Origin of the sequence: Streptomyces sp. NPDC014006, assembly GCF_043088925.1 — a bacterium.
GTDB lineage: Bacteria > Actinomycetota > Actinomycetes > Streptomycetales > Streptomycetaceae > Streptomyces.
On sequence record NZ_JBICAJ010000002.1, the window covers coordinates 73,179 to 97,061 of the forward strand.

Below are 23,883 nucleotides of genomic sequence, written 5' to 3' on the forward strand. Positions count from 1 at the left end.
GTGGAACGTCAGTGCGCGGCGCTGGAACGGACGTCAGTGGCCGGCGCGCAGGCCGACGACGGCGCCCTTGAACTGAAGGCTCCGGGAGGCCGCTTCGAGAATGTCCAGCACGCGCAGGCCCGCGCGGCCGTCGGTCAGCGGCGCCCGCCGGTGCCGGATCGCGTCGGCGAACTCCTCGGCCATGCCGCGCAGGGCTTCGCGCTCGGCGATCGCGGGGGCGACCATGTCCCCGGAGCGGTACGAGACGAGCATGTCGCGGCGCTCGTCCGCACCGATCTCCTGCGGCGCGGCCAGGTCCACGCCCCGGTCGTAGATCGCCACCCGTTGCAGCGGGTTGAGGTCGTCCCACACCAGGGTGCGTTTGGCGCCGCCCACCATGGTGGTGCGCACCTTCGTCGGGGAGAGCCAGTTGACGTGCACGTGGGCGATGGCCCCCGTGTTGAGCTGCAGCGTCAGATAGGCCACGCAGGCCTGGCCCGCGCCGATCGGGTCGGCCCCGTGGGCGGCGACGGCGACCGGCTCGACGTGGCCGGGGAGGATGAAGTCCAGGATGGACAGGTCGTGCGGGGCCAGGTCCCACAGCACGTCGATGTCCTTCTGGACGAGCCCGAGGTTGATGCGCACCGAGTCGACGAAGTGGATCTCGCCGAGTTCCCCGGAGTGGACCGCCTCCCGGATGCGGCCCACGGCGGGCGTGTAGCAGTAGGTGTGGTCGCACATCAGGGTCAGGCCGCGCTCCCGCGCCTCGTTCACCAGGCGCAGCCCGTCGGCGTAGGTGGCCGCGAGGGGTTTCTCCACGAGGACGTGCTTGCCGGCGCGCAGGGCGGCCAGGGCGATGTCGAGGTGGGTGCCGGCGGGCGTGGCCACGGCGACGGCGTCCACCTCCGGATCGGCGAGGACGGCCGCGTAGTCCGCGGTGGCCTGCACGGTCGAGTAACCGCCGAGGACCCGCTGGGCGCGGTCCACGTCGAGGTCGCACAGCCAGCGCAGCCGGAACCGGTCACTGGCCTGGAAGTTGCGGACGAGGTTGGGGCCCCAGTAGCCGGCCCCGACGACGGCGACCCCCAACGGCTCCTGCGTCACGGCGTTCCTCTTTCCCTGGCTCATCAGTAGGCCCCCGTTCCGCGCACCACGGCCGAGCCGGTGCGCAGCAGGATCGACAGGTCGAGGCCCATCGACCAGTTGTCCACGTATCCGAGATCGAGCCGGACCGCCTCGTCCCAGGGCAGGTCGGAGCGGCCGCTGACCTGCCACAGCCCGGTGAGACCGGGTTTGACCAGCAGCCGGCGCTTGATGTCCGGCGTGTACTCCTCCACCTCCTCGGGGAGCGGAGGGCGGGGGCCCACGAGCGACATGTGGCCCTTGACCACGTTGATCAGCTGCGGCAGTTCGTCGAGCGAGCTGCGGCGCAGGAACGAGCCGACGCGGGTGACGCGCGGGTCCTTCTTCACCTTGAACAGCAGTCCGTCGCTGTTGCTGTTGAGGTGCTCCAGCTCGGCCCGCAGGGCGTCCGCGTCCTGCCGCATGGTGCGGAACTTCAGCATGGTGAAGTGGTCGCCGTAGCGGCCCACCCGCTGCTGCCGGTACAGGGCCGGTCCGGTGCTGTCCAGCCGGACGATCAGGGCGATCAGCAGCAGGGGCAGCCCGAACAACAGCAGGAGCGCCGCCGCGAGCGTACGGTCCAGCGCCTCCTTGGGCAGCCGGGAGAGCCGGGAGAGGTTCGGCGCCTGGACGCGCAACAGCGGCACGCCGTTGGTGGGGCGCACGGCCAGGCGGGCGGCGGACACGTCGGTCAGGACGGGCGCCAGCAGGAAGTCCGCGGCGTGGACGGCGGCCGTCCACGACATGCGGCGCAGGACGGCGGCGTCGAACTCCGGGGCCGGGAGCACCACCACGGTGCCGATGCCCATGGCCCGGATGACGTCGTCCAGGTCGCCGGCGCCGCCCAGGACGGGCACCCCCAGCCGGCGGATCTGTGTGCTGTGGTCGGCGTCGCTCACGCACGCGCCGGCGACGTGCAGGGCGCGTGCGCCGCCGGTGCGCCGCAGGACGGCGGCCAGCTCCAGGACCCCGCGCGAGGGCCCGACCAGGAGCGTCGCGCTGCGGTCGCGCCCCCGCGCCCAGCGCCGGTGCAGCCGGCGGCGCAGTGCGTAACGGAGCGGCAGCGCGAAGGCGATCGCCGGCACCGCGGCCGTCGTCATGTCATGCAGGAACCCCGCATCGCGGGTGAACACCCAGTAGGTGGCCGCCAGCGCGGGCAGCAGGGCGGCGCCGCGCAGCACACGAAGGTATTCCTCGGCCCCCAGACCGAGGGCGCCGCGCTCGTAGGTGCGGTGGGCGAGCATCGCCACGATCCACAGCGGCGGCAGCACCAGCGCCACCGCCCAGCGGCCGTACGCCCCGTGAATCACCAGGGCGGCGGCCAGGGACGCGAACACGTCCGCGGCCAGCAGAGCTCTTCGGTATGTGCGTTCCCAGCGTCTTCGACGAGCATCTGGACGTCTATGTTCCACGACCAGGTGCTCATGCGTCATCTCAATGGTCATGGACCCCCCACCACCACATGCGCAACTATGCCTGAGCCAACGAAAACCGGGCATGCGGTCGCGAGACCCGCAGCCGGGAATGGATCGGCGCCGCTGTGTCTCCTCAGCCCAACGGCACTGAAAAACAAGGGAGTCTCAGCGGTTCCCCAACCGCTTCACGCCCCCCGCGTGCTGGCCGGCTGCCTGTTTCGGCCTCCGGTCCCCCAACGCCGTTCCCCTGACGTGCAGCCAGGGTCTGGTTTCCCTCCCAAACCGGTCCGGCGGACCTCAATCTAGACCACGGGACGCAGTCCCGGGAACAGTTGGACGAAACACGCAGCGCAACGGGATGCCGGGGGGCATACTGCCCGGGTGACGAGCATCGTGATCCCGGCGCACAACGAGGCGCGCGTCCTCGGCCGGCTCCTCGATGCTCTGCTGGCCGACGGCTTCGGGGACGACACCGACATCGTGGTCGTGTGCAACGGGTGCACGGACGACACCGCGCGCGTCGCGGCCGCCCGCGGTCCGCGCGTGCGGGTGGTCGAGATCCCCGTCCCCTCCAAGCACGCCGCGCTGCGGGCGGGTGACGACCACGCGCGCGGCTTCCCGCGCCTGTACGTGGACGCCGACGTGGTGCTCACGGCCGCCGACGTACGGGCGCTCACCACGCCCCTGGACGACGGCGCCGACGGCACCTTGCGGATCCTCGCCACCGCGCCACGGCGGCACATCCCGCTGGCCGCCTGCGCCTGGCCGGTGCGCGCCTACTACCGGGTGTGGCAGCGGCTGCCCGCGGTGCGCGAAGGGCTGTTCGGCCGGGGCGTCATCGCGCTGTCCAAGGCCGGGCACGACCGGATCGCCGTCCTGCCGCCGCTGATGGCGGACGACCTGGCCGCGTCGCTGGCGTTCGCCGCGCACGAGCGGCGCGTGGTCGGCGCGGCACAGGTCGTGGTCCATCCACCGCGCACCTGGCGGGATTTGATCAAACGGCGGGTCCGGGCGGCGGTGTCCACCGCGCAGGTCGAGCGGCAGGGCCCGCAGGGGTCCTCGGCGCGAACCGGACGATCGGACCTGACGGCGCTGCTGCGCGCGGAGCCATCACTCCTGCCGGGCGTCGTGGTCTTCGTCGCCGCGGCGCTGGTCGCCCGCCGGGGGGCGCGCAGGGCCATCCGCGCCGGGGACTTCGGCACCTGGCTGCGCGACGAGAGCAGCCGGCGGAACTGAGCGCACCGGGAGTCCTGCCACATGTACCTCACCGACCGTTCCGCACCGGCGCAGACGGGCGCCGACGCGGGCCGTATACGCGGCCGGCGGCCCGCAGTCGCCCCGGTCGTGCTCGTGCTCGGCACGGTCAGCCTGATCACCGACATCTCCTCGGAGATGGTCACCGCCGTCCTGCCGCTCTACCTGGTCAGCACGCTCGGCTTCAGCCCGCTGGGGTTCGGCACCCTGGACGGCATCTACAACGGCGTCAGCGCGCTGGTGCAGCTCACCGGCGGCCACCTCGCCGACCGGGTGCGCGGCCACAAGCTGATGGCCGGGCTCGGCTACGGGCTCTCGGCGCTGTGCAAGCCGCTGCTGCTGCTCGCCGGCAGCCTCGGCACGCTCGGCACCGTCCTGGCGCTGGAGAGGACCGGCAAGGGCCTGCGCACCGCCCCGCGCGACGCGATGATCTCCCTGTCCACGCCGGCCGCGAACCAGGGCCGGGCGTTCGGCGTGCACCGGGCGATGGACACCACCGGCGCCATGCTCGGCCCGCTGACGGCCTTCCTCATCCTGCGCGCTGCCGCCGACGGCTACGACGCCGTGTTCGGCGTGAGCACGTGCGTGGCGGTGCTGGGGGTGCTGGTCCTGGTGCTGTTCGTACCGGGGCGGCGGCAGCCGGGGCGGACGGAGGAGGCCGGCCCGCCGCGCCCCAAGCCGTCCGTGGGCGAGGCGCTCGCCCTGCTGCGCCTGCCGCGGCTGCGGGCGCTCGCCGGCTGTGCCGCGCTGCTCGGTCTGACCACCGTCAGCGACGCCTTCCTCTATCTGCTGCTGCAACGGCGGGCCGGGGTCGGTGACGCGTGGTTCACGCTGCTGCCGCTGGGCACCGCCGTCGTGTTCCTGCTGCTGGCCGTGCCGATGGGCGCGCTGGCCGACCGGGTCGGGCGGCGCACCGTGTTCCTCGCCGGGCATCTGGCCCTGCTCGCCGCCTACGCCCTGCTGCTGTGGGCGCCGGCCGCGCCGGTCCTGGCGCCGGTCGTCCTCGCCCTGCACGGCACGTTCTACGCGGCCACCGACGGCGTCCTCCCGGCCGCCCTCGCCGGTGTCGTGCCCGAGCACCTGCGCGCCAGCGGCCTCGCCATCGTCGGCACCAGCCAGGCCCTGGCCCGCTTCTGCTGCTCGCTGGGCTTCGGCGCCGCGTGGACGATGTGGGGCGACGGCCCCGCGCTGGCCTGTTCGGCGGCCGGCCTGGTGTGCTGCGCCGTCGTCGCGGGCCTGGTGCTGCGGCCGGCGGACGGCACACGATGACCACGACATCCACCGGCTCCGCCGGCCCCGTTGGCCCCGCCGGAACGACGAACGCGAGGACCGGAATGACACCGCTGCGCCGCCGCCTGCTGATCCTCCTCGCCGCGGTGCTGCTGCTCGCCGGCCTCGGCACCGGCGTCGTCCTGCACGCCGCCGACCGCGCCGACCGGGCCGGCCGGGCGCAGTCGGGCGGTCCCGCCGTCACCGCGGGCACGCCTGCGCTCGGCCAGAAGGGCCGCCTGCTGTTCGTGAACGCGGCCGCCGGCCCGCACCGGGGCGCTCTCGCCTCCGTGCCGTCGGCCGATCCGGGGGGCAGGCGGATCGCGGCGAGCCTGAAGTGCGTCCGCTTCTACGCGGCGGCCGGCACGGGCGTCTGCCTCCAGTCCAACCCCGGCGTGCTCAAGCAGAGCAACCGCGCCCTGATCCTCGACGCCGGGCTGCGCACCGTGCGCACCTTCCCGCTCGCGGGCACCCCGAGCCGGGCCCGCGTCTCGCCCAGTGGCCGCTTCGCCGCGTGGACCGTCTTCGTCTCCGGCGAGTCGTACTCGTCGGCCTTCTTCTCCACCCGCACCTCCGTGCTGGACACCCGTACGATGCGGCTGACGCCCAGCCTGGAGACGTTCTCCGTCGTCAAGGACGGCAAGCCGTACCACGCCTCGGACGTCAACTTCTGGGGCGTCACGTTCGCCGCCGACGACGACACCTTCTACGCCACCCTGAACTCCGCCGGCCGCACCCACCTGGTCCGCGGTTCCCTCTCCCGGCGTACGGTGACCACCCTGGCGGAGAACGTGGAGTGCCCGTCGCTCTCCCCCGACGGGACCCGGGTCGCCTACAAGAGGCGGGTCCTGTCCGGTGCCTCGCTCTGGCACGAGTACGTCCTCGACCTCAAGACCTTGCGCCGGACGCCGCTCGCCGAACGCCACAGCGTCGACGACCAGGCCACCTGGCTCGACGACCGCACCCTCGTCTACACCCTGCCCGCCGACGGCAAGATCGGCGGCAGCGACCTGTGGAGCGTGCCGGCGGACGGCACGGGAAGCCCGAGGCTGCTGATCGCGGGCGCGTCGTCCCCGGCACCGCTGTAGCCCGCGGCCCGCCTGGTGGGCCCGGCTGGAGGGGCGCGGACCAGGGAGGGCGGACTCCCCTTCGAGACGGCCCAGTTCGAGCTGGCCGAGGGCAGTGTGCTGACCCTGGACGCCGACGGCTTCGCCACGGAGCTGATCGTCAGTGAGCTGGTCACCAACGCGATCCGCTACGGCAAGGGCCCGATCCAGCCGCGGCGGATACTCCGGTCCACGCTGACGTGCGAGGTCTTCGACACGAACAGCACCTCGCCGCACCTGCGCCACGCCCGCATCTCGGACGAGGGCGGCCGCGGCCTGCTGCTGGGCCGTCGAACGGGCCGGTTCGCTGGGGCGGTTGGCCGAGTATCCCGTCGACCATCTCGACGTCCACGCGGGACCCTGGCAGCAGCGGGCACTGGCCCACCGGCTCCCCTTCCTCATCCGGGCACCAGATCCCTCCGCCACCCCGTCACCGGGGCCGGCACCGGGCTTCCCGGCCGAGCAGGACCGCATGTCACGGCACCCGCACTTGCTGCCAAAGGAGATGGGCATGAGCACGTACGACTACGTCATCGTCGGTGCCGGTTCCGCGGGCTGTGTGCTCGCGGCACGCCTCTCGGAGGATCCGGAGGTCCGGGTGGCGCTGATCGAGGCCGGCGGTCCCGACACCGCGCAGGAGATCCATGTCCCGGCCGCCTTCCCGCAGTTGTTCAAATCGGCCCTGGACTGGGACCTGGACAGCGAGCCGGAGCCGGGGATCGGCGGGCGGCGGACCTACCTGCCCCGGGGCAAGGTGTTCGGCGGCTCCAGCTCGATCAACGCGATGATCTATATCCGCGGCAACCGCGCCGACTACGACGGCTGGGCCGCGGCCGGTGCCGACGGCTGGTCGTACGACGAGGTCCTGCCGTACTTCAAGAGCTCGGAGGACAACGAGCGCGGCGCGGACGAGTACCACGGCGCGGACGGGCCGCTGACCGTCAGCGACGGCCGGTCGCTGCACCCGCTCGCCTCGGTCTTCGTGCAGGCGGCCGTGCAGGCCGGGCACAAGGCGAACGACGACTTCAACGGCGAGACGCAGTTCGGTGTCGGCCGCTACCAGCTCACCCAGCGCGGCGGTCTGCGCTGCAGCGCCGCCGTCGCGTATCTGCACCCCGCGCTGGAGCGGCCGAACCTGACCGTGTTGCCGTCGGCCCTCGCCCACCGCGTAGTGGTCGAGGGCGGCCGGGCGACCGGTGTGGAGGTGGAGCGGGGCGGCACCGTCGAGGTGGTGCGCGCCGAACGCGAGGTGATCCTGTCCGCGGGCGCCTACGAGTCGCCGAAGCTGCTGATGCTGTCCGGGATCGGGCCGGCCGCCACCCTGTCCGCCTTCGGCATCGGCGTCGTCCAGGACCTGCCCGTCGGCGAGGGGCTGCAGGACCACTACATGACGCTGCTGAACTTCCGTACCGGCGTCGAGTCGCTCCTCACGGCGGCCACGCCGGAGAACGCCGCGCTGCTGCAGAGCGAGGGCCGCGGCCACCTCACCTCCAACCTCGGCGAGGCCGGCGGCTTCTTCCGCAGCCGGGACGACCTGGCCGCCCCGGACGTGCAGTTCCACGCCTCCCCCGTACTCTTCCACCAGGAGGGGCTCGGCGCACCCACCGAGCACGGCTTCGCCTTCGGCCCGTGTGTGCTCGCCCCGACCAGCCGCGGCACGGTCACCCTGCGCTCCCCGCGGCCCGACGCCGCGCCCCGGATCGTGCACAACTACCTCACCACCAGGCAGGACCGCGACGCCATCGTCGCCGGTCTGCGCATCGCCCTGGATATCGCGGCACAGCGGGCGGTGACCGACGTCGCGACGGGGCCGTACCTCGTCCCGGACTCGGACGCGGACGCGGATCTCCTCGCCTGGGCACAGCGCAACGGGCAGACGCTGTTCCACCCGACGTCGACGTGCGCGATCGGTGAGGTCGTCGACCCCGAGCTGCGTGTCCTCGGCGTGCCGGGCCTGCGCGTCGTGGACGCCTCGGTCTTCCCGACGGTGCCGCGCGGCAACACCAACGCACCGACCATCATGGCCGCGGAGAAGGCGGCCGGCCTCATCACGGGAGTCGGACGATAGCGAGTCCCGTCCTGCCGGCCGACCGCGCCCTCGCCCCCTACCGACGAGAAGAACCAGAACCTAACGAAGCACTCTAGGGCGCCTCCCTCGCGTCCCGACGGGCCCGGGCCGCCGTGATCAGGGCCTGCATGAGCCGTACGTCGGTTCCGGCCTCCGGATGCCACTGCACGCCCATGGCGAAACCACCGGCGCCGGGCAGCTCGACGGCCTCGACCGTGCCGTCCTCGGCGTGGCAGCTCGCCGTCAGGCCGTCGGCCAGCCGGTCCAGGGCCTGGTGGTGGTAGGTCGCCACGGTGACGGCCTCGGGCAGTACCGCGGCCAGCCGGGTGCCCGGCACCGGTTTGACGACGTGCCGGGCGAACACCCCGGGCGGGCCGCAGTGGCCGCCGTGTCCCACCACGTCCGGCAGGTGCTGTATGAGGGTGCCGCCGAGGGCCACGTTGAGCAGTTGCATGCCCCGGCAGACGCCGAGCAGCGGGGTGCCCCGCTCCAGCGCGGCGTCGATCAGGGCGAGTTCCCAGGCATCCCGCCGCTCGTGGGCGGGGCCGGTGCGCGGGTGGCGTGCGGCGCCGTAGCGGCGCGGGTCGACGTCGGGGCCGCCGGTGACGACCAGGCCGTCCAGGCGGGCGACGGTCTCCTCGGCGGCGCCCGGGTCGTCCGGCGGCAGCAGGAGAGCGAGCCCGCCGCAGCGCTGCACCAGCTCGTGGTAGCCGGCCGGGAGCACTGCGGCGGGCAGGTCCCACACGCCCCAGCGCACGGAGGACTCCAGGTAGGTGCTGATGCCGATGCAAGGCGTGGGCACGGGGGTCTTTCCTTCCGGGCGTGGGGCGGGGTCAGTCGCGTTCGAGTTCGGCCTCGGCGGCCGCCAGCGCGGCGAACTCCTCCTCGGGGGCGGAGGCCACGAGACGGTGCCGACTGTAGAGCGCGAAGTAGGCGAGGGCGACCGCGTACACGGCCAGCGCGATCAGCGCGGCGGTCTTGTCCACCAGGAACGTCGCGGCGAGCGCGGCGCACGCCAGGACCAGGGCCACCGAGGAGGTCACGACGCCGCCCGGGGTGCGGTACGGCCGTGGCAGCCGCGGCTCACGGCGGCGCAGCACGATGTGGGACAGCGCCATCAGGGCGTAGGAGATGGTCGCGCCGAACACGGCGACGTTGAGCATGCGGGCGCCGTCGCGGGTCGCGGCGGCGAGCGCGAAGCCGAGCGCGCCGGGCACCAGCAGGCCGAGGTGAGGCGCCTTGCGGCGGCTGGTCAGGGACAGGAAGCGGGGCAGGTAGCCGGCCCGGGAGAGAGCGAACAGCTGCCGGGAGCCGGCGTAGATGAGGGAGAAGAAGGAGGCGACGAGCCCGGCGAGGCCGGCGTAGTTCACGAACCGGCTCAGCGCGGTGGGCCCGCCGTCCCCTTCCAGCGCCGCGACCAGCGGATTGCCGGCGTCCTTGATCGCGGCCGAGCCGTGTGCCCCGGTCGCGGTGAGGAAGGTGACCAGGGCCAGGGCGAGCAGGATGCCGATGGACAGGGCCATCGCCCTCGGCAGGGAGCGCGCCGGGTCCTTGGTCTCCTCGGCGGCCAGCGGCACCCCTTCGACGCCGAGGAAGAACCACATGCCGAAGGGGAACGCGGCCCAGATGCCGAGGAGTCCGTACGGCAGCCAGGAGTTCGCGGCGAAGGCGGTGTGGTCGACGGGGATGTCGTCGAGCCGGCCGGCGTCGAAGTGCGTGAGGGCGCCGACGGCGAAGACGATCAGTGCGGCGACCGCGATGCCGGTGACGACGAAGCTGAAGCGCAGCGCCTCTCCGACCCCCCACAGGTGGATGCCGATGAACAGGGCGAAGCAGGCGAGGTACACGGGCCAGTCGGAGGTCAGCCCGAACAGGTGCAGGGACTCGACGTAGTCACCGATGAAGATGGCGATGGCGGCCGGGGCGAGCACGTACTCGATGAGGATCGCGGTGCCCGTGAGGAACCCGCCCCACGGGCCGAGCGCCCGGCGGGCGAAGCCGTAACCGCCGCCGGCGGTGGGCAGCACCGCGGCCATCTCGGCCTGCGAGAAGACCAGGCAGGTGTACATCACGCCCATCAGCAGGGCGGCCGCGGCCAGGCCGCCGAACCCGGCCTCGGCCAGGCCGAAGTTCCAGCCGGCGTAGTCGCCGGAGACGACGTAGGCCACGCCGAGGCCGGTCAGCAGCAGCCAGCCGGCGCTGCCCCGGCGCAGGGTGCGCCGTTGGAGGTAGGCGTCGTCCGGCGACGGGGGCGCCGCGGGGGAAGACGAGGTCACATGTGCGTCGGTGCCGTCGGTCATGGGCCGCTCCCTACCTCGAGGAAAGGTACGGATGCACACCTTTGCGTTCCCGGAGCGCCGAGCGCAAGACCTCCGGGCTCTTCCCTTCCAAAGGTCTGCATGCGTACCTTAGGGCCTCCGTCCGCACCGACAGGAGGCCGTTCCCGTGGCTGACCGTACGCCCCCGCTCAGCGTCGACGACCTGGTGACACTCGTCGACGGCGGGGAGATCCACACCGTCGTCCTCGCCTTCACCGACATGCAGGGAAGGCTCCAGGGCAAGCGGTTCGCCGCGCGCTTCTTCCTCGACGAGGTCCTGCGCCATGGCACCGAGGGCTGCAACTACCTGCTCGCGGTGGACGCCGACATGAACACCGTCGGCGGCTACGCCATGTCCTCCTGGGAGAGCGGCTACGGCGACTTCGCGATGCACGCCGACCCCGCCACCCTGCGCCGCACCCCCTGGGACGCGGGCACCGCGCTGCTGCTCGCCGATCTGGCCTGGCACGACGGCTCCCCGGTGGTCGCCTCCCCGCGCCAGATCCTGCGCCGCCAGCTGGACCGGCTCGCGGAGCACGGCTGGACCGCGTACGCGGGCACCGAGCTGGAGTTCATGGTCTTCAAGGACACCTATGAGGCGGCCTGGTCCCGCGGCTACCGCGAGATGACCCCGGCCAACCAGTACAACGTCGACTACTCGCTGCTGGGCACCGCCCGGGTCGAACCGCTGCTGGCGCGCATCCGGAACGAGATGGGTGCGGCGGGCATGACCGTGGAGTCCGCCAAGGGCGAGTGCAACCTCGGGCAGCACGAGATCGCCTTCCGCTACGACGAGGCGCTGACCAGCTGCGACCAGCACAGCATCTACAAGACCGGCGCCAAGACCATCGCCGCGCAGGAGGGCGTGTCCCTCACCTTCATGGCCAAGTGGGACGAACGTGAGGGCAACTCCTGCCACATTCACCTCTCGCTGCGCGACGAGGCCGGCCGTCCCGTCCTCGCGGGCGACGGGCCGTACGGGATGTCCCCGCTGATGGAGCACTTCCTGGCCGGGCAACTGGCGGCGATGCGGGACTTCACGCTGCTGTACGCGCCGAACATCAACTCCTACAAGCGGTTCCGCCCGGGCTCGTTCGCGCCGACCGCCGTCGCCTGGGGTCCCGACAACCGCACCTGCGCGCTGCGGGTCATCGGCCACGGCCCCGGGCACCGCCTGGAGAACCGGCTGCCCGGCGGCGACGTCAACCCGTATCTGGCGGTCGCCGGCATGGTCGCGGCCGGGCTGTACGGCATCGAGCACGAGCTGGAGCTGCCCGAGGGGTGCACCGGCAACGCGTACACGGGCGACGCCAGGCAGGTGCCCGGCACTCTGCGGGAGGCCGCCGAGCTGTGGCAGTCCTCCCCGATCGCGCGGGCCGCCTTCGGCGAGGAGGTCGTCGAGCACTACCTGAACATGGCCCGCGTCGAGCTGGACGCCTTCGACTCCGCCGTCACCGACTGGGAGCGTTTCCGTTCCTTCGAGCGCCTGTGAGGAACCCCTTGTCCGACCACTCCTACCGCTGCGAGCCTTCCGAGCCCTTTGCGCACGAGGTCCTCAATCCGGCGACCGAGGAGGTCGTCGCCACCGTCCCGGCCACGAGCGCCGCGGAGGTGGCCGAGGCCGTCGCCCGCGCCGCCCGCGCCCAGACCGCCTGGGCCGCGCTCGCGCCCGGCGACCGGGCCCGGCTGCTGCGCCGCTTCGCCGCCGTCATCGACGACCACCTGGAGCAGCTGGCGAGGCTGGAGGTCCTGGAGGCCGGCCATCCGATCGGCAACGCCCGCTGGGAGGCCGGCAACGCCCGCGACCTGTTCGACTACGCGGCCGGCGGCGTCGAGCGCCTGGCGGGCAGTCAGATCCCGGTGGCGGGCGGCCTGAACGTCACCTTCCACGAGCCGCTCGGTGTGGTGGCGGTGATCGCGCCGTGGAACTTCCCGATGCCCATCGCCTGCTGGGGCGCTGCCCCGGCGCTGGCCGCGGGCAACGCGGTGCTGCTCAAACCCGCCGAGACGACCCCGCTGACGGCGATCAGGCTGGCCCGGCTCGCGCTGGAGGCCGGTCTGCCCGAGGGGTTGTTCCAGGTGCTGCCGGGCGCCGGCCCGGTCACCGGCGCCGCGCTCGTGGAGCACCCCGGTGTCGCCAAGGTGGTGTTCACCGGGTCCACGGCCGTCGGCAAGCAGGTGCTGGCGAAGGGCTCGGCGCAGCTCAAGCGGGTGACCCTCGAACTCGGCGGCAAGAGCCCGAACATCGTCTTCGCCGACGCCGACCTGGAGCGGGCCGCCGCCGCGGCGCCCGGCTCCTTCCTCGACAACAGCGGCCAGGACTGCTGCGCCCGCAGCCGCATCCTCGTCCAGCGCGAGGTGTACGACCGCTTCCTTCAGCTGCTCGAACCGGCCGTCACGGCGTGGCGGGTGGGCGATCCGGCGGACCCCGAGACGCAGATGGGCCCGCTGATCTCGGCCGCCCAGCGCGAGCGCGTGCGCTCCTACGTCCCCGACGGCGCTCCCGTCGTCATCCGCGGCGAGGCTCCCGAGGGCAAGGGCTTCTGGTACCCGGCGACGGTCCTGGAGGGACGCCCCGGTGACCCGGCGGCCACCGAGGAGATCTTCGGGCCCGTCGCCGTCGTCCTGCCCTTCGAGGACGAGGCGGACGCCGTACGCCTGGCCAACGCGACCGACTACGGCCTGTCCGGCTCCCTGTGGACCCGGGACGTGGGACGCGCGATCCGCGTCTCGCGGGCGGTCGCCGCCGGGAACCTGTCCGTCAACTCCCATTCCAGCGTCCGCTACTGGACCCCGTTCGGCGGGTTCAAGCAGTCCGGCATCGGCCGGGAGCTGGGGCCGGACGCCCTCACCGCCTTCACCGAGACCAAGAACGTCTTCATCAGCACCGAGGAGAACCGACCGTGACCGAGTCCGCCATCTGCCGCCGCCTGGCCGGCCGTACCGCCGTCGTCACCGGAGCCGGCAGCGGCATCGGCCTGGCCACCGTGCGCCGTCTCGCCTCCGAGGGCGCGAACGTCGTGTGCGCCGACATCGACGCGGCCGCCGGAAAGGCCGCCGCCGAAGAGGTCGGCGGGCTGTTCGTGCAGGTCGACGTCACCGACCCGGAGCAGGTCGAGGCCCTGTTCAAGACGGCCTACGACACCTACGGGAGCATCGACGTCGCCTTCAACAACGCGGGCATCTCGCCGCCCGACGACGACTCCATCCTGGAGACCGGCCTGGAGGCCTGGAAGCGCGTCCAGGAGGTCAACCTCACCTCCGTCTACCTGTGCTGCAAGGCGGCGCTCCCCTACATGCGCCGCCAGGGCAGGGGGTCGATCATCAACACCGCGTCGTTCGTCGCCGTCATGGGCGCGGCGACCTCGCAGATCAGCTACACCGCCTCCAAGGGCGGCGTGCTCGCCATGTCCCGCGAACTCGGCGTCCAGTTCGCCCGGGAGGGCATCCGCGTCAACGCGCTGTGCCCCGGCCCGGTCAACACCCCCTTGCTGAAGGAGCTGTTCGCGAAGGACCCGGAGCGTGCCGCGCGCCGCCTGGTGCACGTGCCGGTGGGGCGGTTCGCCGAGCCGGAGGAGATGGCGGCCGCCGTCGCCTTCCTCGCCAGCGACGACTCCTCCTTCGTCAACGCCGCCGAGTTCCTCGTCGACGGCGGCATCGCGGGCGCGTACGTCACCCCGCTGTAGGCCCCGCCCGCCGCCCCGGACGGCCGCCGGCGCGCCCGCACGGCCGGCGGCCGTCCACACGTTCCACAGCTCCAGCGTTCCGCAGCCCGAGGAGGCGTATCCCATGTCCGGCAAGAGCCGTCCACGGCTGGTGACCGCCCTGGCCTTGTTCCTGCTCGCCGGATCCCTGGCCGCCGGCCGCCCGGCCGTGGCGGAGCCGGCGCCGCGCGCGTGCCCCGTCCTCGCGCCCTCGCCCGGCTGGTACGGCGACAACCGCGCGCGGCTCCAGCAGCTGATCGACCGTCACGGCGGCTGCGGGGAACGGTCCCACCGGATGAAGGGCCGACCGGTCGCGGTGTTCGACTGGGACAACACGGTCGTCAAGAACGACGTCGGTGACGCGACGATGTTCTGGCTGCTGCGCCACGAAAGGATCCGCCGGCCCGCCCACCGGGACTGGCGCACGACCAGCCGCCACCTCACCGACGCCGCCGTCCGGGCGCTCGCGGCCGCCTGCGGCAGCTCCGCGCCGGCCGGTGCGCCGCTGCCCACCGCCACGGACACCGGCTGCGCCGACGAGATCCGCGCGGTGTACTCCGACGGCGCCACGACCGGCGGTGAGCACGCCTTCGCCGGCTTCGACCACCGCCGCACGCAGCCGCAGTACGCATGGCTCGCGCAGCTGCTGCAGGGCTGGACGCCGCGCGAGGTCAGGGAGTTCGCCGCGGCGGCCCGGGCGGAGAACCTCGCTGCGCCGGTCGGAACCGAGCAGCGGGTCGGCAGCGGACGGGAGACCGGCTGGGTGCGCTACTACGCCGAGCAGCGCGACCTGATCCGCACGCTCCAGCGGTCCGGCTTCGACGTATGGATCACCTCCGCCTCGCCCGAACCGGTCGTCGAGGTGTGGGCGCGTGGCGCCGGCGTCGACGCCGCGCACACCATCGGCATCCGCAGCGTCACCGCGGCCGGCCGGCTCACCGCGCATCTGAGGGGCTGCGGCACGGTCCGCGACGGCGAGGACGCGCTGATCCCGTACATCGACGGCAAGCGGTGCTGGATCAACACGGTGGTGTACGGCGTCCACGGCGCCGCGGCCGAGCGGTCCCTGCCCGCGGACCGCCGGCAGGTCTTCGCGGCCGGCGACTCCGACACCGACGTCACCTTCCTGCGGGACGCCACGGTGCTGCGGCTCGTGCTCAACCGCAACAGGACCGAGCTGATGTGCCGGGCGTACGACGACGGCGACGGGCGCTGGATCGTCAACCCGATGTTCCTTCAGCCGAAGCCGCGCAGGGCGGACCCGTACCCGTGTGCCACGACCGGATACGAGAACCCGGACGGCACGCGCGGGCCGGTGCTCCGTCAGGACGGTTCTCCCGTGCCGGACCAGTGGGACAGGGTGTACCCGCAGGGGCTGTGAAAGACTGACGTGTTTCCCGTGCCTGTTCGGGCAGGGGAGAGACGACGTACAGCGAGTGGAGAAGCAGTCATGACCAACGTCCGCCTTTCGACGACGATGGGCGACATCGTCCTCAGCCTCGACGACGCCAAGGCCCCGAAGACGGTCGAGAACTTCCTGGAGTACCTCAACAGCGGCCACTACGCAGGAACGATCTTCCACCGGGTCATCAACGGTTTCATGGTCCAGGGCGGTGGCCACGGCACCGACATGCGCATCAAGCCCGCCCCGCGCACGGTGGAGAACGAGGCCAAGAACGGCCTGAAGAACGTCAAGTACAGCGTCGCCATGGCCCGGACGTCCGCTCCGCACTCGGCCAGCGCGCAGTTCTTCATCAACGTCAGCGACAACGACTTCCTGAACTACCCGGGCCAGGACGGCTGGGGTTACGCGGTCTTCGGCAAGGTCGTCGAGGGCCAGGACGTCGTCGACCGGATCGCGCAGGTCCCCACGGGTGCGCAGGACGTGCCCAAGGAGCAGGTCGTGATCAACTCCGCCGAGGTCGTCCAGATCTGAGCCACGGCGTCACTCAGTACGGCCGGCCGGGCGCCGGGTCCTCCTTCAGCAGGGGGCGCAAGGCGCCCAGCACGGCACCCACGCACACGTCCCGCAGTTCGGTGCGGGTGCACGTCGGCTCGGTCAGCCAGTCCACGCACAGCACCTGGACGAAGACCAGCCAGCTCTTCAGGACGCCGGAGACGGCCTGCCGGGTGCCGGCGTCGGTGACCGGCAGGACGGCGAGCAGGCGCTCACGCAGGGCGTCCAGCTCACCGGTGATGATGGTCTGGATCAGCCGGTCGCCGGCCAGGACCCGGTTGGCCGCCAGGACGGTGTTGCGGTTCTCCGCGAAGTACGCGATGTGCACGTCCAGCCCCTGGGCCAGCTGGTCCGCCAGGTCGTCGGCGGGGTCGAGCCGGGTCAGGTCGAGCAGCCGCTCGGCGACCTGCCGGTAGAGCGCGGCGAACAGGTCCCGCTTGCTCGGGAAGTACCGGTACAGCAGCGCACGGGAGACGCCCGCCCGCTCGGCCACGTCCTCCATCAGCACCTCGTCGTAGGGACGCTCGGCGAACTGCCGCGCGGCCACGGCGAGGAGTTCGGCCCGGCGTTCGTCGGGGCTGAGGCGGCGGCGAGGGGACATGGGCGGCATGTTACTTGACATGTGTCTACTAGCGGCGCCTACCCTGAGGGCGTTACTGGACGTGTGTCTACCAAGCGACGGGGGTGTCCGGCATGACGCGGGTCGGAGTGCTGCGAGGACTGGCGTGGGCCATGGGGTACGCGTGCGTGGCCATCGGCCTCTTCCATGTGCTGCTCGGGAACGCCGCGATCCCCGGCGCCGGTGCGGCCGGGCCGACCGTCGACAGCTTCGGGCGGTTCATGGGCGCGGTCTTCGCCGGGTACGGGCTGGCCTGGCTGTGGGCGGTGCGGCAGTCCCCCGTCCCGGCGGCCGCGGTCCGGATACTGACCGCGGTGTTCCTGCTCGGCGGGGCGGCGCGGCTGCTCTCCCTCGCCGTCGCGGGCCGGCCGCACTGGTTCCAGCTCCTGCTGGCGGCCGTGGAACTGGGGTTGTCGCCGCTGCTGTTGTGGCTGGCGGACAGCGAGGAGGCGGCGGTCACGGCCTGACCGCCCAGCGCCGGGGACACCGCAGCGGCACGGTAGGGACCGATGCCCGTCCGGGGCAATCCGCTCAGGCCCCGTACGCGCTCTGCGAGAATGGACGGCCGGTCTTCCGAGCGCCGCAGACCGGCGGTGCTCGTCTCGTCCCTGGAGAGCACGCACGGTGTCCCGACAGCACGGAACCCCCTCCCCCGCCGGGGGCCGCAAGCGCCCCGCCTCGTCCGCACGCCGGGGCGGGTCCGACACGGCGGGTGGGGGGCGCGGCGGGCGCCGGTCCCCGCAGGCGCCCTCGCCCCGGGAGGCGGCGCGCGGCAAGCAGGGGGCACCCGGCGGCGGTGACCCGGTGCCCGCGCCGCGCCGGGCGGACCTGCAGGCCGACTGCGCGTCGTGCTTCGGGCTGTGCTGCGTCGCGCTGCCCTTCGCCCGCTCCGCCGACTTCGCCGCCGACAAGCCGGCCGGAAAGGCGTGCGGGAACCTCCAGGCGGACTTCCGCTGCGGCATCCACACCGACCTGCGCGAGCGGGGCTATCCGGGCTGCACCGTCTTCGACTGCTTCGGCGCGGGCCAGAAGGTCTCCCAGGTCACCTTCGGCGGTACGGACTGGCGGAGCGCGCCGGGCACCTCCGGGGCGATGTTCGCCGTGTTCCCGGTGATGCGGCAGCTGCACGAGCTGCTGTGGTACGTCACCGAGGCGCTCGGCCTCGCGGCGGCCCGGCCCGTCCACCGGGACCTGCGGCGCGCGGCGGACCGTATCGAGGAACTCACCCGGGGCAGTGCCGAGGAGATCCGCGCGGTGGACGTCAACGCGCTGCGCGGCGAGGTGAACGAGCTGCTGCTGCGGGCCGGCGAGCTGGCGCGGGCGGGGCTGCCCGGCCGGCGTCGCAACCACCGCGGGGCGGATCTGATCGGGGCCCGGCTGGCCGGCGCCGACCTGCGGGGCGCCAGTCTGCGCGGCGCGCTGCTGATCGCGGCCGACCTCTCGGGCGCCGACCTGCGCTCGGCCGACCTGATCGGCGCGGACCTGCGTGACGCCGACCTTTCGGGCGCCGACCTCTCGGGCGCGCTCTTCGTCACCCAGGCCCAGCTGAACGCGGCCAGGGGTGACGCGTCGACGGTTCTGCCGGCGGGGCTGGAGCGGCCAGTGCACTGGTGACGCGGGGCGCGGGCACGGGGCGCGGGGCCCGGCCGCCGGTGGGTTCGGCCGTTCGGCGCGCTGGAGATGCGGCGGGCGAGCGGGCGCTGTTGACTGAAGTCACCGGCACCGCACCGGAATCCACGACTCCGGCCGGGCCGCGTCCGGAACCCCGAGACGGATCGCGGCCCGGTCGGTGCTCTGCCCCGGCCGGGTCCGCAACCGCCCGGACGTCTCCTTACGCCACCGTCTCCCCCGTCAGCCGCCCGGCGGCCCCGGTCGTGTCCTGTGCCCGTGCGAACTGCGTCCGGTGCAGTTCGGCGTACCGTCCGTCCGCCGCCAGCAGCTCCTCGTGGGTGCCGCGCTCCACGATGCGGCCCGCCTCCACCACCAGGATCACGTCGGCCGTGCGCACGGTGGACAGCCGGTGGGCGATGACGACGGCGGTGCGGTCGGCGAGGGCCTCCGTCAGCGCCTCCTGCACGGCCGCCTCCGAGGTGTTGTCGAGGTGGGCGGTGGCCTCGTCGAGGATGACCACGCGCTGGCGGGCGAGCAGCAGCCGGGCGATCGTCATGCGCTGGCGTTCGCCGCCGGAGAGCCGGTAGCCGCGCTCGCCGACGACGGTGTCCAGGCCGTCGGGCAGGGAGCGGACGAGGTCGTCAAGGCGGGACCGGCGCAGCGCGTCCCACAGTTCGTCCTCGCTCGCCTCGGGGCGGGCGAGCAGCAGGTTGGCGCGGACGCTGTCGTGGAAGAGGTGGCCGTCCTGGGTGACCATGCCGACGGCTCCGTGCAGTGAGCGGAACGTCAGGTCGCGGACGTCGACGCCGCCGACTCTGACCGCGCCCGCGTCGGCGTCGTAGAGCCGCGGCAGCAGCTGGGCGATGGTCGACTTGCCGGCGCCGGAGGAACCGACGAGGGCGACGGTCCGGCCGGGTTCGGCGCGGAAGGAGATGCCGTGCAGGACCTCGGCGCCACCGCGGGTGTCGAGGGCCGCCACCTCCTCCAGGGAGGCGAGGGAGACCTGGTCGGCGGCCGGGTAGGCGAAGCGGACGTCGTCGAACTCGACGCCGACCGGCCCGTCGGGCACCTCGCGGGCGTCAGGCTTCTCCACGATCAGCGGCTTCAGGTCGAGCACCTCGAAGACCCGCTCGAAGCTGACCAGCGCGCTCATCACCTCCACCCGGGCCCCGGCGAGCGCGGTGAGCGGCGCGTACAGCCGGGTCAGCAGCAGCGCGAGGGAGACGACGGCGCCCGCCTCCAGGGTGCCGTGCAGGGCGTAGAAGCCGCCGAGGCCGTAGACCAGGGCGAGGGCGAGCGCGGAGACCAGGGTGAGGGCGGTGATGAACGCGGACTGGGCGGTGGCGGTGCGGATGCCGATGTCGGCGACCCGCCGGGCGCGCAGCGCGAACTGCACCGACTCCTCCTCGGGCCGCCCGAAGAGCTTCACGAGCGTGGCGCCGGGGGCCGAGAAGCGCTCGGTCATCCGGGTGCCCATGGACGCGTTCAGCGCCGCCGCCTCCCGCTGCATACGCGCCATCCGGCTGCCCATCCGCCGGGCCGGGATCACGAACACCGGCAGCAGCACCAGCGCGAGCAGGGTGATCTGCCAGGACAGCGTCAGCATGACCGCGAGGGTGAGCAGCAGCGTGACCAGGTTGCTCACCACGCCGGACAGGGTGTTGCTGAAGGCGCGCTGGGCGCCGATGACGTCGTTGTTGAGCCGGGAGACCAGCGCTCCCGTACGGGTTCGTGTGAAGAACGCGACCGGCATGCGCTGCACATGATCGAACACAGCCGTCCGCAGATCGAGGATGAGCCCCTCACCGAGCGTGGCCGACAGCCGCCGCGAGAGGATGCCCAGTGCCGCCTCGGCCACCGCGATGAGCGCGATGAGCAGGGCGAGGCGTACGACGTGGCCCGCCTCGCCCCTCGACACGATCGAGTCGACGACGCGTCCGGCGAGGATCGGGGTGGCCACGGCGAGCAGCGCGGTCCCCACCCCGAGCACCACGAACAGGGCGATGCGTCGGCGGTGCGGGCGGGCGAAGGCGCCGATGCGGCGCAGCGTCGCGGGGTCGAAGGGGCGCCGCTCCTGCTGAGCGGTCATGACGCTGTGCAGCTGCGTCCAAGCGGTGGTCTCCATGCTCATGGACAGCAACGTAGAACCTCAATCATCGTTGAGGTCAATGTCCGCCGTCCGTCCCCCCGTTCGAAGGATCCGATGACCGTACGCAATGTGCCGTACCCGCTTCCGCAACCCGCCGTTGGCGCGGTGCGGAGAACCTCTCCCGATGTGACCGCCGTCCCCCTCCCCCCGCTGCCGCAGGGACGACTCCCCCGTCGCGTCCCCGTCCGGCAGATGCTGTGTCTGCTCCCGCTCCTGCTCGTCGCCGTCGTCGCCGTACGGCACCGCTCCACGCTCACCGAAGGGCTCGGCCAGCTGCGCACCGCCGAGTGGCCCTGGCTGGTCGCCGCGGCCGGCGCGACCTGTCTGACCTGGGTGGCGGCCTCCTTCACCCGGCAGGGGGCGGTCGTCGAGCGGCTGCCCCGGCGGCGGCTGCTGGCCACCCAGTTCGCGGCCGGCGCCGCCAACCATCTGCTGCCCACGGGCCTCGGCGCGAGCGCGGTCAACCTGCGCTTCATGACGGTGTGCGGGGTGCCGCTGGCCCGCTCCTCGGCCGCCCTCGCGCTGTACATGCTCGCCGAGTGCGTGGGCCGGATCGCCCTGCTGGCGGCGCTGCTGCTCGCCTTCCCGGACGCGCTGCACCTCGGCACGCTGCTGCCCGGCGGCGCGCTGCTGCCGCTGCTGGCGGCCGCCGCCGCGCTCGCCTCGACCGCGGCACTGACGCTGGTCTGCGTACGGCGGCTGCGCACGGCCGCGCGCGGCTTCCTGCGCACCGCGCTCGGCGAGGCCCGCTCGGTGCACGCGCGACCGGCCCGCGCCCTGGCGCTGTGGGGCGGCTCGCTGGCCTTCCCGGCGCTGCAGGCGTCGGGTCTGGTCCTGGTCGGGCGGGCGCTGGACCTTCCCGTGTCGCCCCCGCACATCGCGGTGGCGTACCTCGCGGCGACCGTGGCGGTGGCGCTGGTGCCGACACCGGGCGGGATCGGCTCGGTGGAGGCCGCGCTGGTGGTGGCACTCGTCGCGGCGGGCGGGCCGGCGGCCGTGGCGACCGCGGTGGTGCTGGCGTACCGGATCCTCACCGTGTGGCTACCGCTGCTGCCGGGCGCGCTGACGCTGGGGGCGCTGGTGCGTCTGAAGGTGATCTGAGACCGGCGACTCGCGAGTAACCTGCGGGCGTCGCCGTACAGCGCCGCCCAGAAGGGGTTCCGTCATGCCGGTCCGCGTCGAACGAAGAGAGCACGTCACCACGGTCGTGCTGTCCCGCCCCGAGGTGCGCAACGCCGTGGACGGGCCGACGGCCGCGGAACTGGCCGCCGCGTTCCGGGCCTTCGAGGCGGACGAGGAGGCGCGGGTGGCGGTGCTGTGGGGCGAGGGCGGCACGTTCTGCGCGGGCGCGGACCTGAAGGCCATGGGCGGGGAGCGGAGCAACCGGGTCGCCGGGGACGGGGACGGGCCGATGGGGCCGACCCGGATGCGGCTGTCCAAGCCGGTGATCGCCGCTGTCGCCGGGCACGCGGTGGCCGGCGGGCTGGAGCTGGCGCTGTGGTGCGATCTGCGGGTCGCCGAGGAGGACGCGGTGTTCGGCGTGTTCTGCCGCCGCTGGGGAGTGCCGCTGATCGACGGCGGCACGGTACGGCTGCCCCGGCTGATCGGCACCGGCCGCGCGCTGGACATGATCCTCACCGGCCGCCCGGTCCCGGCAAGCGAGGCGTACGGGATGGGGCTGGCCGACCGCGTCGTGCCGGCCGGCACCGCACGTGCCGCCGCCGAGGAACTCGCCGCCGCCCTGGCCCGCTTCCCGCAGGACTGTCTGCGCTCCGACCGCGCGGCGGTCCTGGACCAGGAGGGGCTGGGTGAGCGGGAGGCGCTGCGGGTCGAACACGCCCACGGCGCGGCCGTGCTGGACGAGGCGATGCGGGGCGCCGGCCGGTTCGCGTCGGGGGCGGGACGGCACGGGTCGTTCACGGACGGCTGACGCGGCGCTCGTCACGGCGCCCGGTTTCGAACTGCCGTGCCGGATACGGCAGGATGAGCGCTCGCGCCGCGCGCTGACGCCCCGTCGGGCGCGTACGGCGCGCATCCCCGATACGAGCAGTTCGAGCAGGTGACAACGTGACGAGACTTCACATCCCGTCGTCGGCCGAGGGCGCCGACGACCGTCTTCTCGGAGGCGGCCGGTGAACCGTGCGCTGACCCTGGACGACCTGGTGCTGGCCGGCATCGCCCTGGCGGCGGGCCTGCTGGCGGCCTTCTTCTCCCGCACCCTGCTGCGCTGGCTGGCGAAGCACGCCAAGCGGACGAAGTGGAGCGGTGACGACGTCGTCGTGGACGCCCTGCGCACGGTGGTGCCGTGGGCGGCCATCGCGGGCGGTGCCGCCGCGGCGGCGGCCGTGCTGCCGCTGACCCGGACGGTGCAGCGGACCGTCAACCAGTCGCTGCAGGTGTGGCTGATCTTCGTCGTGACCCTGTCGGCGGCCCGGGTGGTCGCCGGGCTGGTGCGCGCGGTGACCCAGTCCCGCTCCGGCGTCGCCGGGTCCGCGACGATCTTCGTCAACATCACCCGGGTGCTGGTCCTGGCGATCGGGTTCCTGGTGGTGCTGCAGACCCTGGGCATCTCCATCGCGCCCCTGCTCACCGCCCTGGGCGTGGGCGGTCTGGCCGTCGCGCTGGCGTTGCAGGACACGCTCGCGAACCTCTTCGCCGGCATCCACATCCTCGCCTCCAAAACCGTGCAGGTGGGCGACTACATCCGGCTGAGCAGCGGGGAGGAGGGGTACGTCGAGGACATCAACTGGCGGCAGACGACCGTGCGGGCGCTGTCCAACAACCTCGTGGTCATCCCGAACGGCCAGCTGGCCAAGACCAACATGACCAACTTCTCGCGGCCCGAGCAGGACCTGACGATCCTGGTGCAGGTCGGGGTGGCCTACGACAGCGATCTGGACCATGTGGAGCGGGTGACCAACGAGGTGATCGCCGAGGTGATGACCGAGACCACCGGGGCGCTGCCGGACCATGAGCCGACGATCCGCTTCCACACCTTCGGCGACTCCCGGATCGGCTTCACGGTGATCCTGGGCGTCCGCGAGTTCAGCGACCAGTACCGGATCAAGCACGAGTTCATCAAGCGCCTGCACAAGCGCTACCGCGCGGAGGGCATCCACATCCCGGCCCCGACCCGCACGGTCACCCTCCAGCAGGGCACGGTCACGATCCCTCAGCAGCGGCCCGGCGAGGACATTCGGTCGGTCCTCTTCTCCGGCGAGTAGAGCACCCCGAAAGGGGCGCGGGGAACTGCGACCAGCCACGACGCGCCCGCGCGCCGAGGAACCGCCACCCCGTGCCCCAAAGGGCGCC

General features: G+C 73.0%; 20 protein-coding genes and 1 pseudogene. 15 read left to right on the top strand and 6 right to left on the bottom strand.

What is annotated here, in order from left to right:
* Positions 1–33: 33 nt before the first annotated feature.
* Together ACF1GV_RS06760 and ACF1GV_RS06765 are read right to left on the bottom strand one after the other, a co-directional pair.
* Positions 34–1,083, bottom strand: coding sequence for a Gfo/Idh/MocA family protein (locus ACF1GV_RS06760; RefSeq protein ID WP_391678642.1), 1,050 nt, complete (start codon positions 1,081–1,083; stop codon positions 34–36).
* Positions 1,084–1,106: 23 nt separating this feature from the next.
* A complete protein-coding gene (locus tag ACF1GV_RS06765; RefSeq protein WP_391678645.1) occupies positions 1,107–2,546 on the bottom strand; it encodes a sugar transferase in 1,440 nt (479 codons plus the stop codon).
* Between the two features lie 351 nt (positions 2,547–2,897).
* Between ACF1GV_RS06765 and ACF1GV_RS06770 the strand changes: the two genes are divergently transcribed.
* The 5 genes and pseudogenes from ACF1GV_RS06770 (at position 2,898) to ACF1GV_RS06790 (ending at position 8,213) form a co-directional block, all read left to right on the top strand.
* A complete protein-coding gene (locus ACF1GV_RS06770; protein WP_391678646.1) occupies positions 2,898–3,752 on the top strand; it encodes a glycosyltransferase in 855 nt (284 codons plus the stop codon).
* 21 nt (positions 3,753–3,773) lie between these two features.
* Positions 3,774–5,039, top strand: a complete 1,266-nt coding sequence (locus tag ACF1GV_RS06775) for an MFS transporter (protein ID WP_391678647.1) — start codon at positions 3,774–3,776, stop codon at positions 5,037–5,039.
* Between the two features lie 65 nt (positions 5,040–5,104).
* Positions 5,105–6,127 carry a TolB family protein gene (locus ACF1GV_RS06780; protein WP_391678648.1) on the top strand — a complete coding sequence of 341 codons (1,023 nt, stop codon included), beginning with the start codon at positions 5,105–5,107 and terminating at the stop codon, positions 6,125–6,127.
* A gap of 120 nt (positions 6,128–6,247) precedes the next feature.
* Positions 6,248–6,430 (top strand): annotated as a pseudogene (locus tag ACF1GV_RS06785) (ATP-binding protein); the annotation flags it as partial.
* 226 nt (positions 6,431–6,656) lie between these two features.
* A complete protein-coding gene (locus ACF1GV_RS06790) occupies positions 6,657–8,213 on the top strand; it encodes a GMC family oxidoreductase (protein ID WP_391678649.1) in 1,557 nt (518 codons plus the stop codon).
* A gap of 73 nt (positions 8,214–8,286) precedes the next feature.
* Here the strand turns inward: ACF1GV_RS06790 and ACF1GV_RS06795 are convergent, their stop codons facing one another.
* A complete protein-coding gene (locus ACF1GV_RS06795) occupies positions 8,287–9,015 on the bottom strand; it encodes a gamma-glutamyl-gamma-aminobutyrate hydrolase family protein (protein ID WP_391678651.1) in 729 nt (242 codons plus the stop codon).
* Positions 9,016–9,046: 31 nt separating this feature from the next.
* Positions 9,047–10,513 (bottom strand): ethanolamine permease, encoded by a 1,467-nt coding sequence (gene eat / locus ACF1GV_RS06800; protein ID WP_391678653.1) that lies wholly within the window; start codon positions 10,511–10,513, stop codon positions 9,047–9,049.
* 145 nt (positions 10,514–10,658) lie between these two features.
* Here eat and ACF1GV_RS06805 point away from each other — a divergent pair, with 145 nt between their 5' ends.
* From ACF1GV_RS06805 to ACF1GV_RS06825, 5 genes are all read left to right on the top strand, one after another.
* Positions 10,659–12,023 carry a glutamine synthetase family protein gene (locus ACF1GV_RS06805; RefSeq protein ID WP_391678656.1) on the top strand — a complete coding sequence of 455 codons (1,365 nt, stop codon included), beginning with the start codon at positions 10,659–10,661 and terminating at the stop codon, positions 12,021–12,023.
* Between the two features lie 8 nt (positions 12,024–12,031).
* Positions 12,032–13,438 carry an aldehyde dehydrogenase family protein gene (locus ACF1GV_RS06810; RefSeq protein WP_391678658.1) on the top strand — a complete coding sequence of 469 codons (1,407 nt, stop codon included), beginning with the start codon at positions 12,032–12,034 and terminating at the stop codon, positions 13,436–13,438.
* Positions 13,435–14,217, top strand: coding sequence for a 3-oxoacyl-ACP reductase (locus ACF1GV_RS06815; RefSeq protein ID WP_391678660.1), 783 nt, complete (start codon positions 13,435–13,437; stop codon positions 14,215–14,217). The genes ACF1GV_RS06810 and ACF1GV_RS06815 overlap by 4 nt, the downstream gene beginning before the upstream one ends.
* Positions 14,218–14,320: 103 nt before the next feature.
* Positions 14,321–15,616, top strand: coding sequence for a haloacid dehalogenase-like hydrolase (locus ACF1GV_RS06820; protein WP_391678662.1), 1,296 nt, complete (start codon positions 14,321–14,323; stop codon positions 15,614–15,616).
* Positions 15,617–15,685: 69 nt separating this feature from the next.
* Positions 15,686–16,171, top strand: a complete 486-nt coding sequence (locus ACF1GV_RS06825) for a peptidylprolyl isomerase (protein WP_363263970.1) — start codon at positions 15,686–15,688, stop codon at positions 16,169–16,171.
* A 13-nt stretch (positions 16,172–16,184) separates the two neighbouring features.
* Here ACF1GV_RS06825 and ACF1GV_RS06830 read toward each other — a convergent pair whose 3' ends face one another.
* Entirely contained in the window at positions 16,185–16,793 is a 609-nt protein-coding gene (locus ACF1GV_RS06830) for a TetR/AcrR family transcriptional regulator (RefSeq protein WP_391678664.1), read from the bottom strand.
* A gap of 92 nt (positions 16,794–16,885) precedes the next feature.
* Between ACF1GV_RS06830 and ACF1GV_RS06835 the strand changes: the two genes are divergently transcribed.
* A complete protein-coding gene (locus ACF1GV_RS06835; protein WP_391678665.1) occupies positions 16,886–17,278 on the top strand; it encodes a DUF4345 domain-containing protein in 393 nt (130 codons plus the stop codon).
* Between the two features lie 337 nt (positions 17,279–17,615).
* Positions 17,616–18,425: a pentapeptide repeat-containing protein gene (locus tag ACF1GV_RS06840; protein ID WP_391678667.1), complete on the top strand. Its 810-nt coding sequence runs from the start codon at positions 17,616–17,618 to the stop codon at positions 18,423–18,425.
* 217 nt (positions 18,426–18,642) lie between these two features.
* On the opposite strand, the gene ACF1GV_RS06845 is transcribed toward ACF1GV_RS06840, so the two are convergent.
* Positions 18,643–20,547, bottom strand: a complete 1,905-nt coding sequence (locus tag ACF1GV_RS06845) for an ABC transporter ATP-binding protein (protein WP_391679591.1) — start codon at positions 20,545–20,547, stop codon at positions 18,643–18,645.
* A 216-nt stretch (positions 20,548–20,763) separates the two neighbouring features.
* Here ACF1GV_RS06845 and ACF1GV_RS06850 point away from each other — a divergent pair, with 216 nt between their 5' ends.
* The 3 genes from ACF1GV_RS06850 to ACF1GV_RS06860 all read left to right on the top strand — a co-directional run bounded on the left by ACF1GV_RS06850 (position 20,764) and on the right by ACF1GV_RS06860 (position 23,795).
* Positions 20,764–21,672: a YbhN family protein gene (locus tag ACF1GV_RS06850; RefSeq protein ID WP_391678669.1), complete on the top strand. Its 909-nt coding sequence runs from the start codon at positions 20,764–20,766 to the stop codon at positions 21,670–21,672.
* A 64-nt stretch (positions 21,673–21,736) separates the two neighbouring features.
* Positions 21,737–22,501, top strand: coding sequence for a crotonase/enoyl-CoA hydratase family protein (locus ACF1GV_RS06855; protein WP_391678671.1), 765 nt, complete (start codon positions 21,737–21,739; stop codon positions 22,499–22,501).
* 202 nt (positions 22,502–22,703) lie between these two features.
* On the top strand, positions 22,704–23,795 hold the full coding sequence (locus tag ACF1GV_RS06860; RefSeq protein ID WP_391678673.1) for a mechanosensitive ion channel family protein: 1,092 nt from the start codon (positions 22,704–22,706) through the stop codon (positions 23,793–23,795).
* Positions 23,796–23,883: the final 88 nt, after the last annotated feature.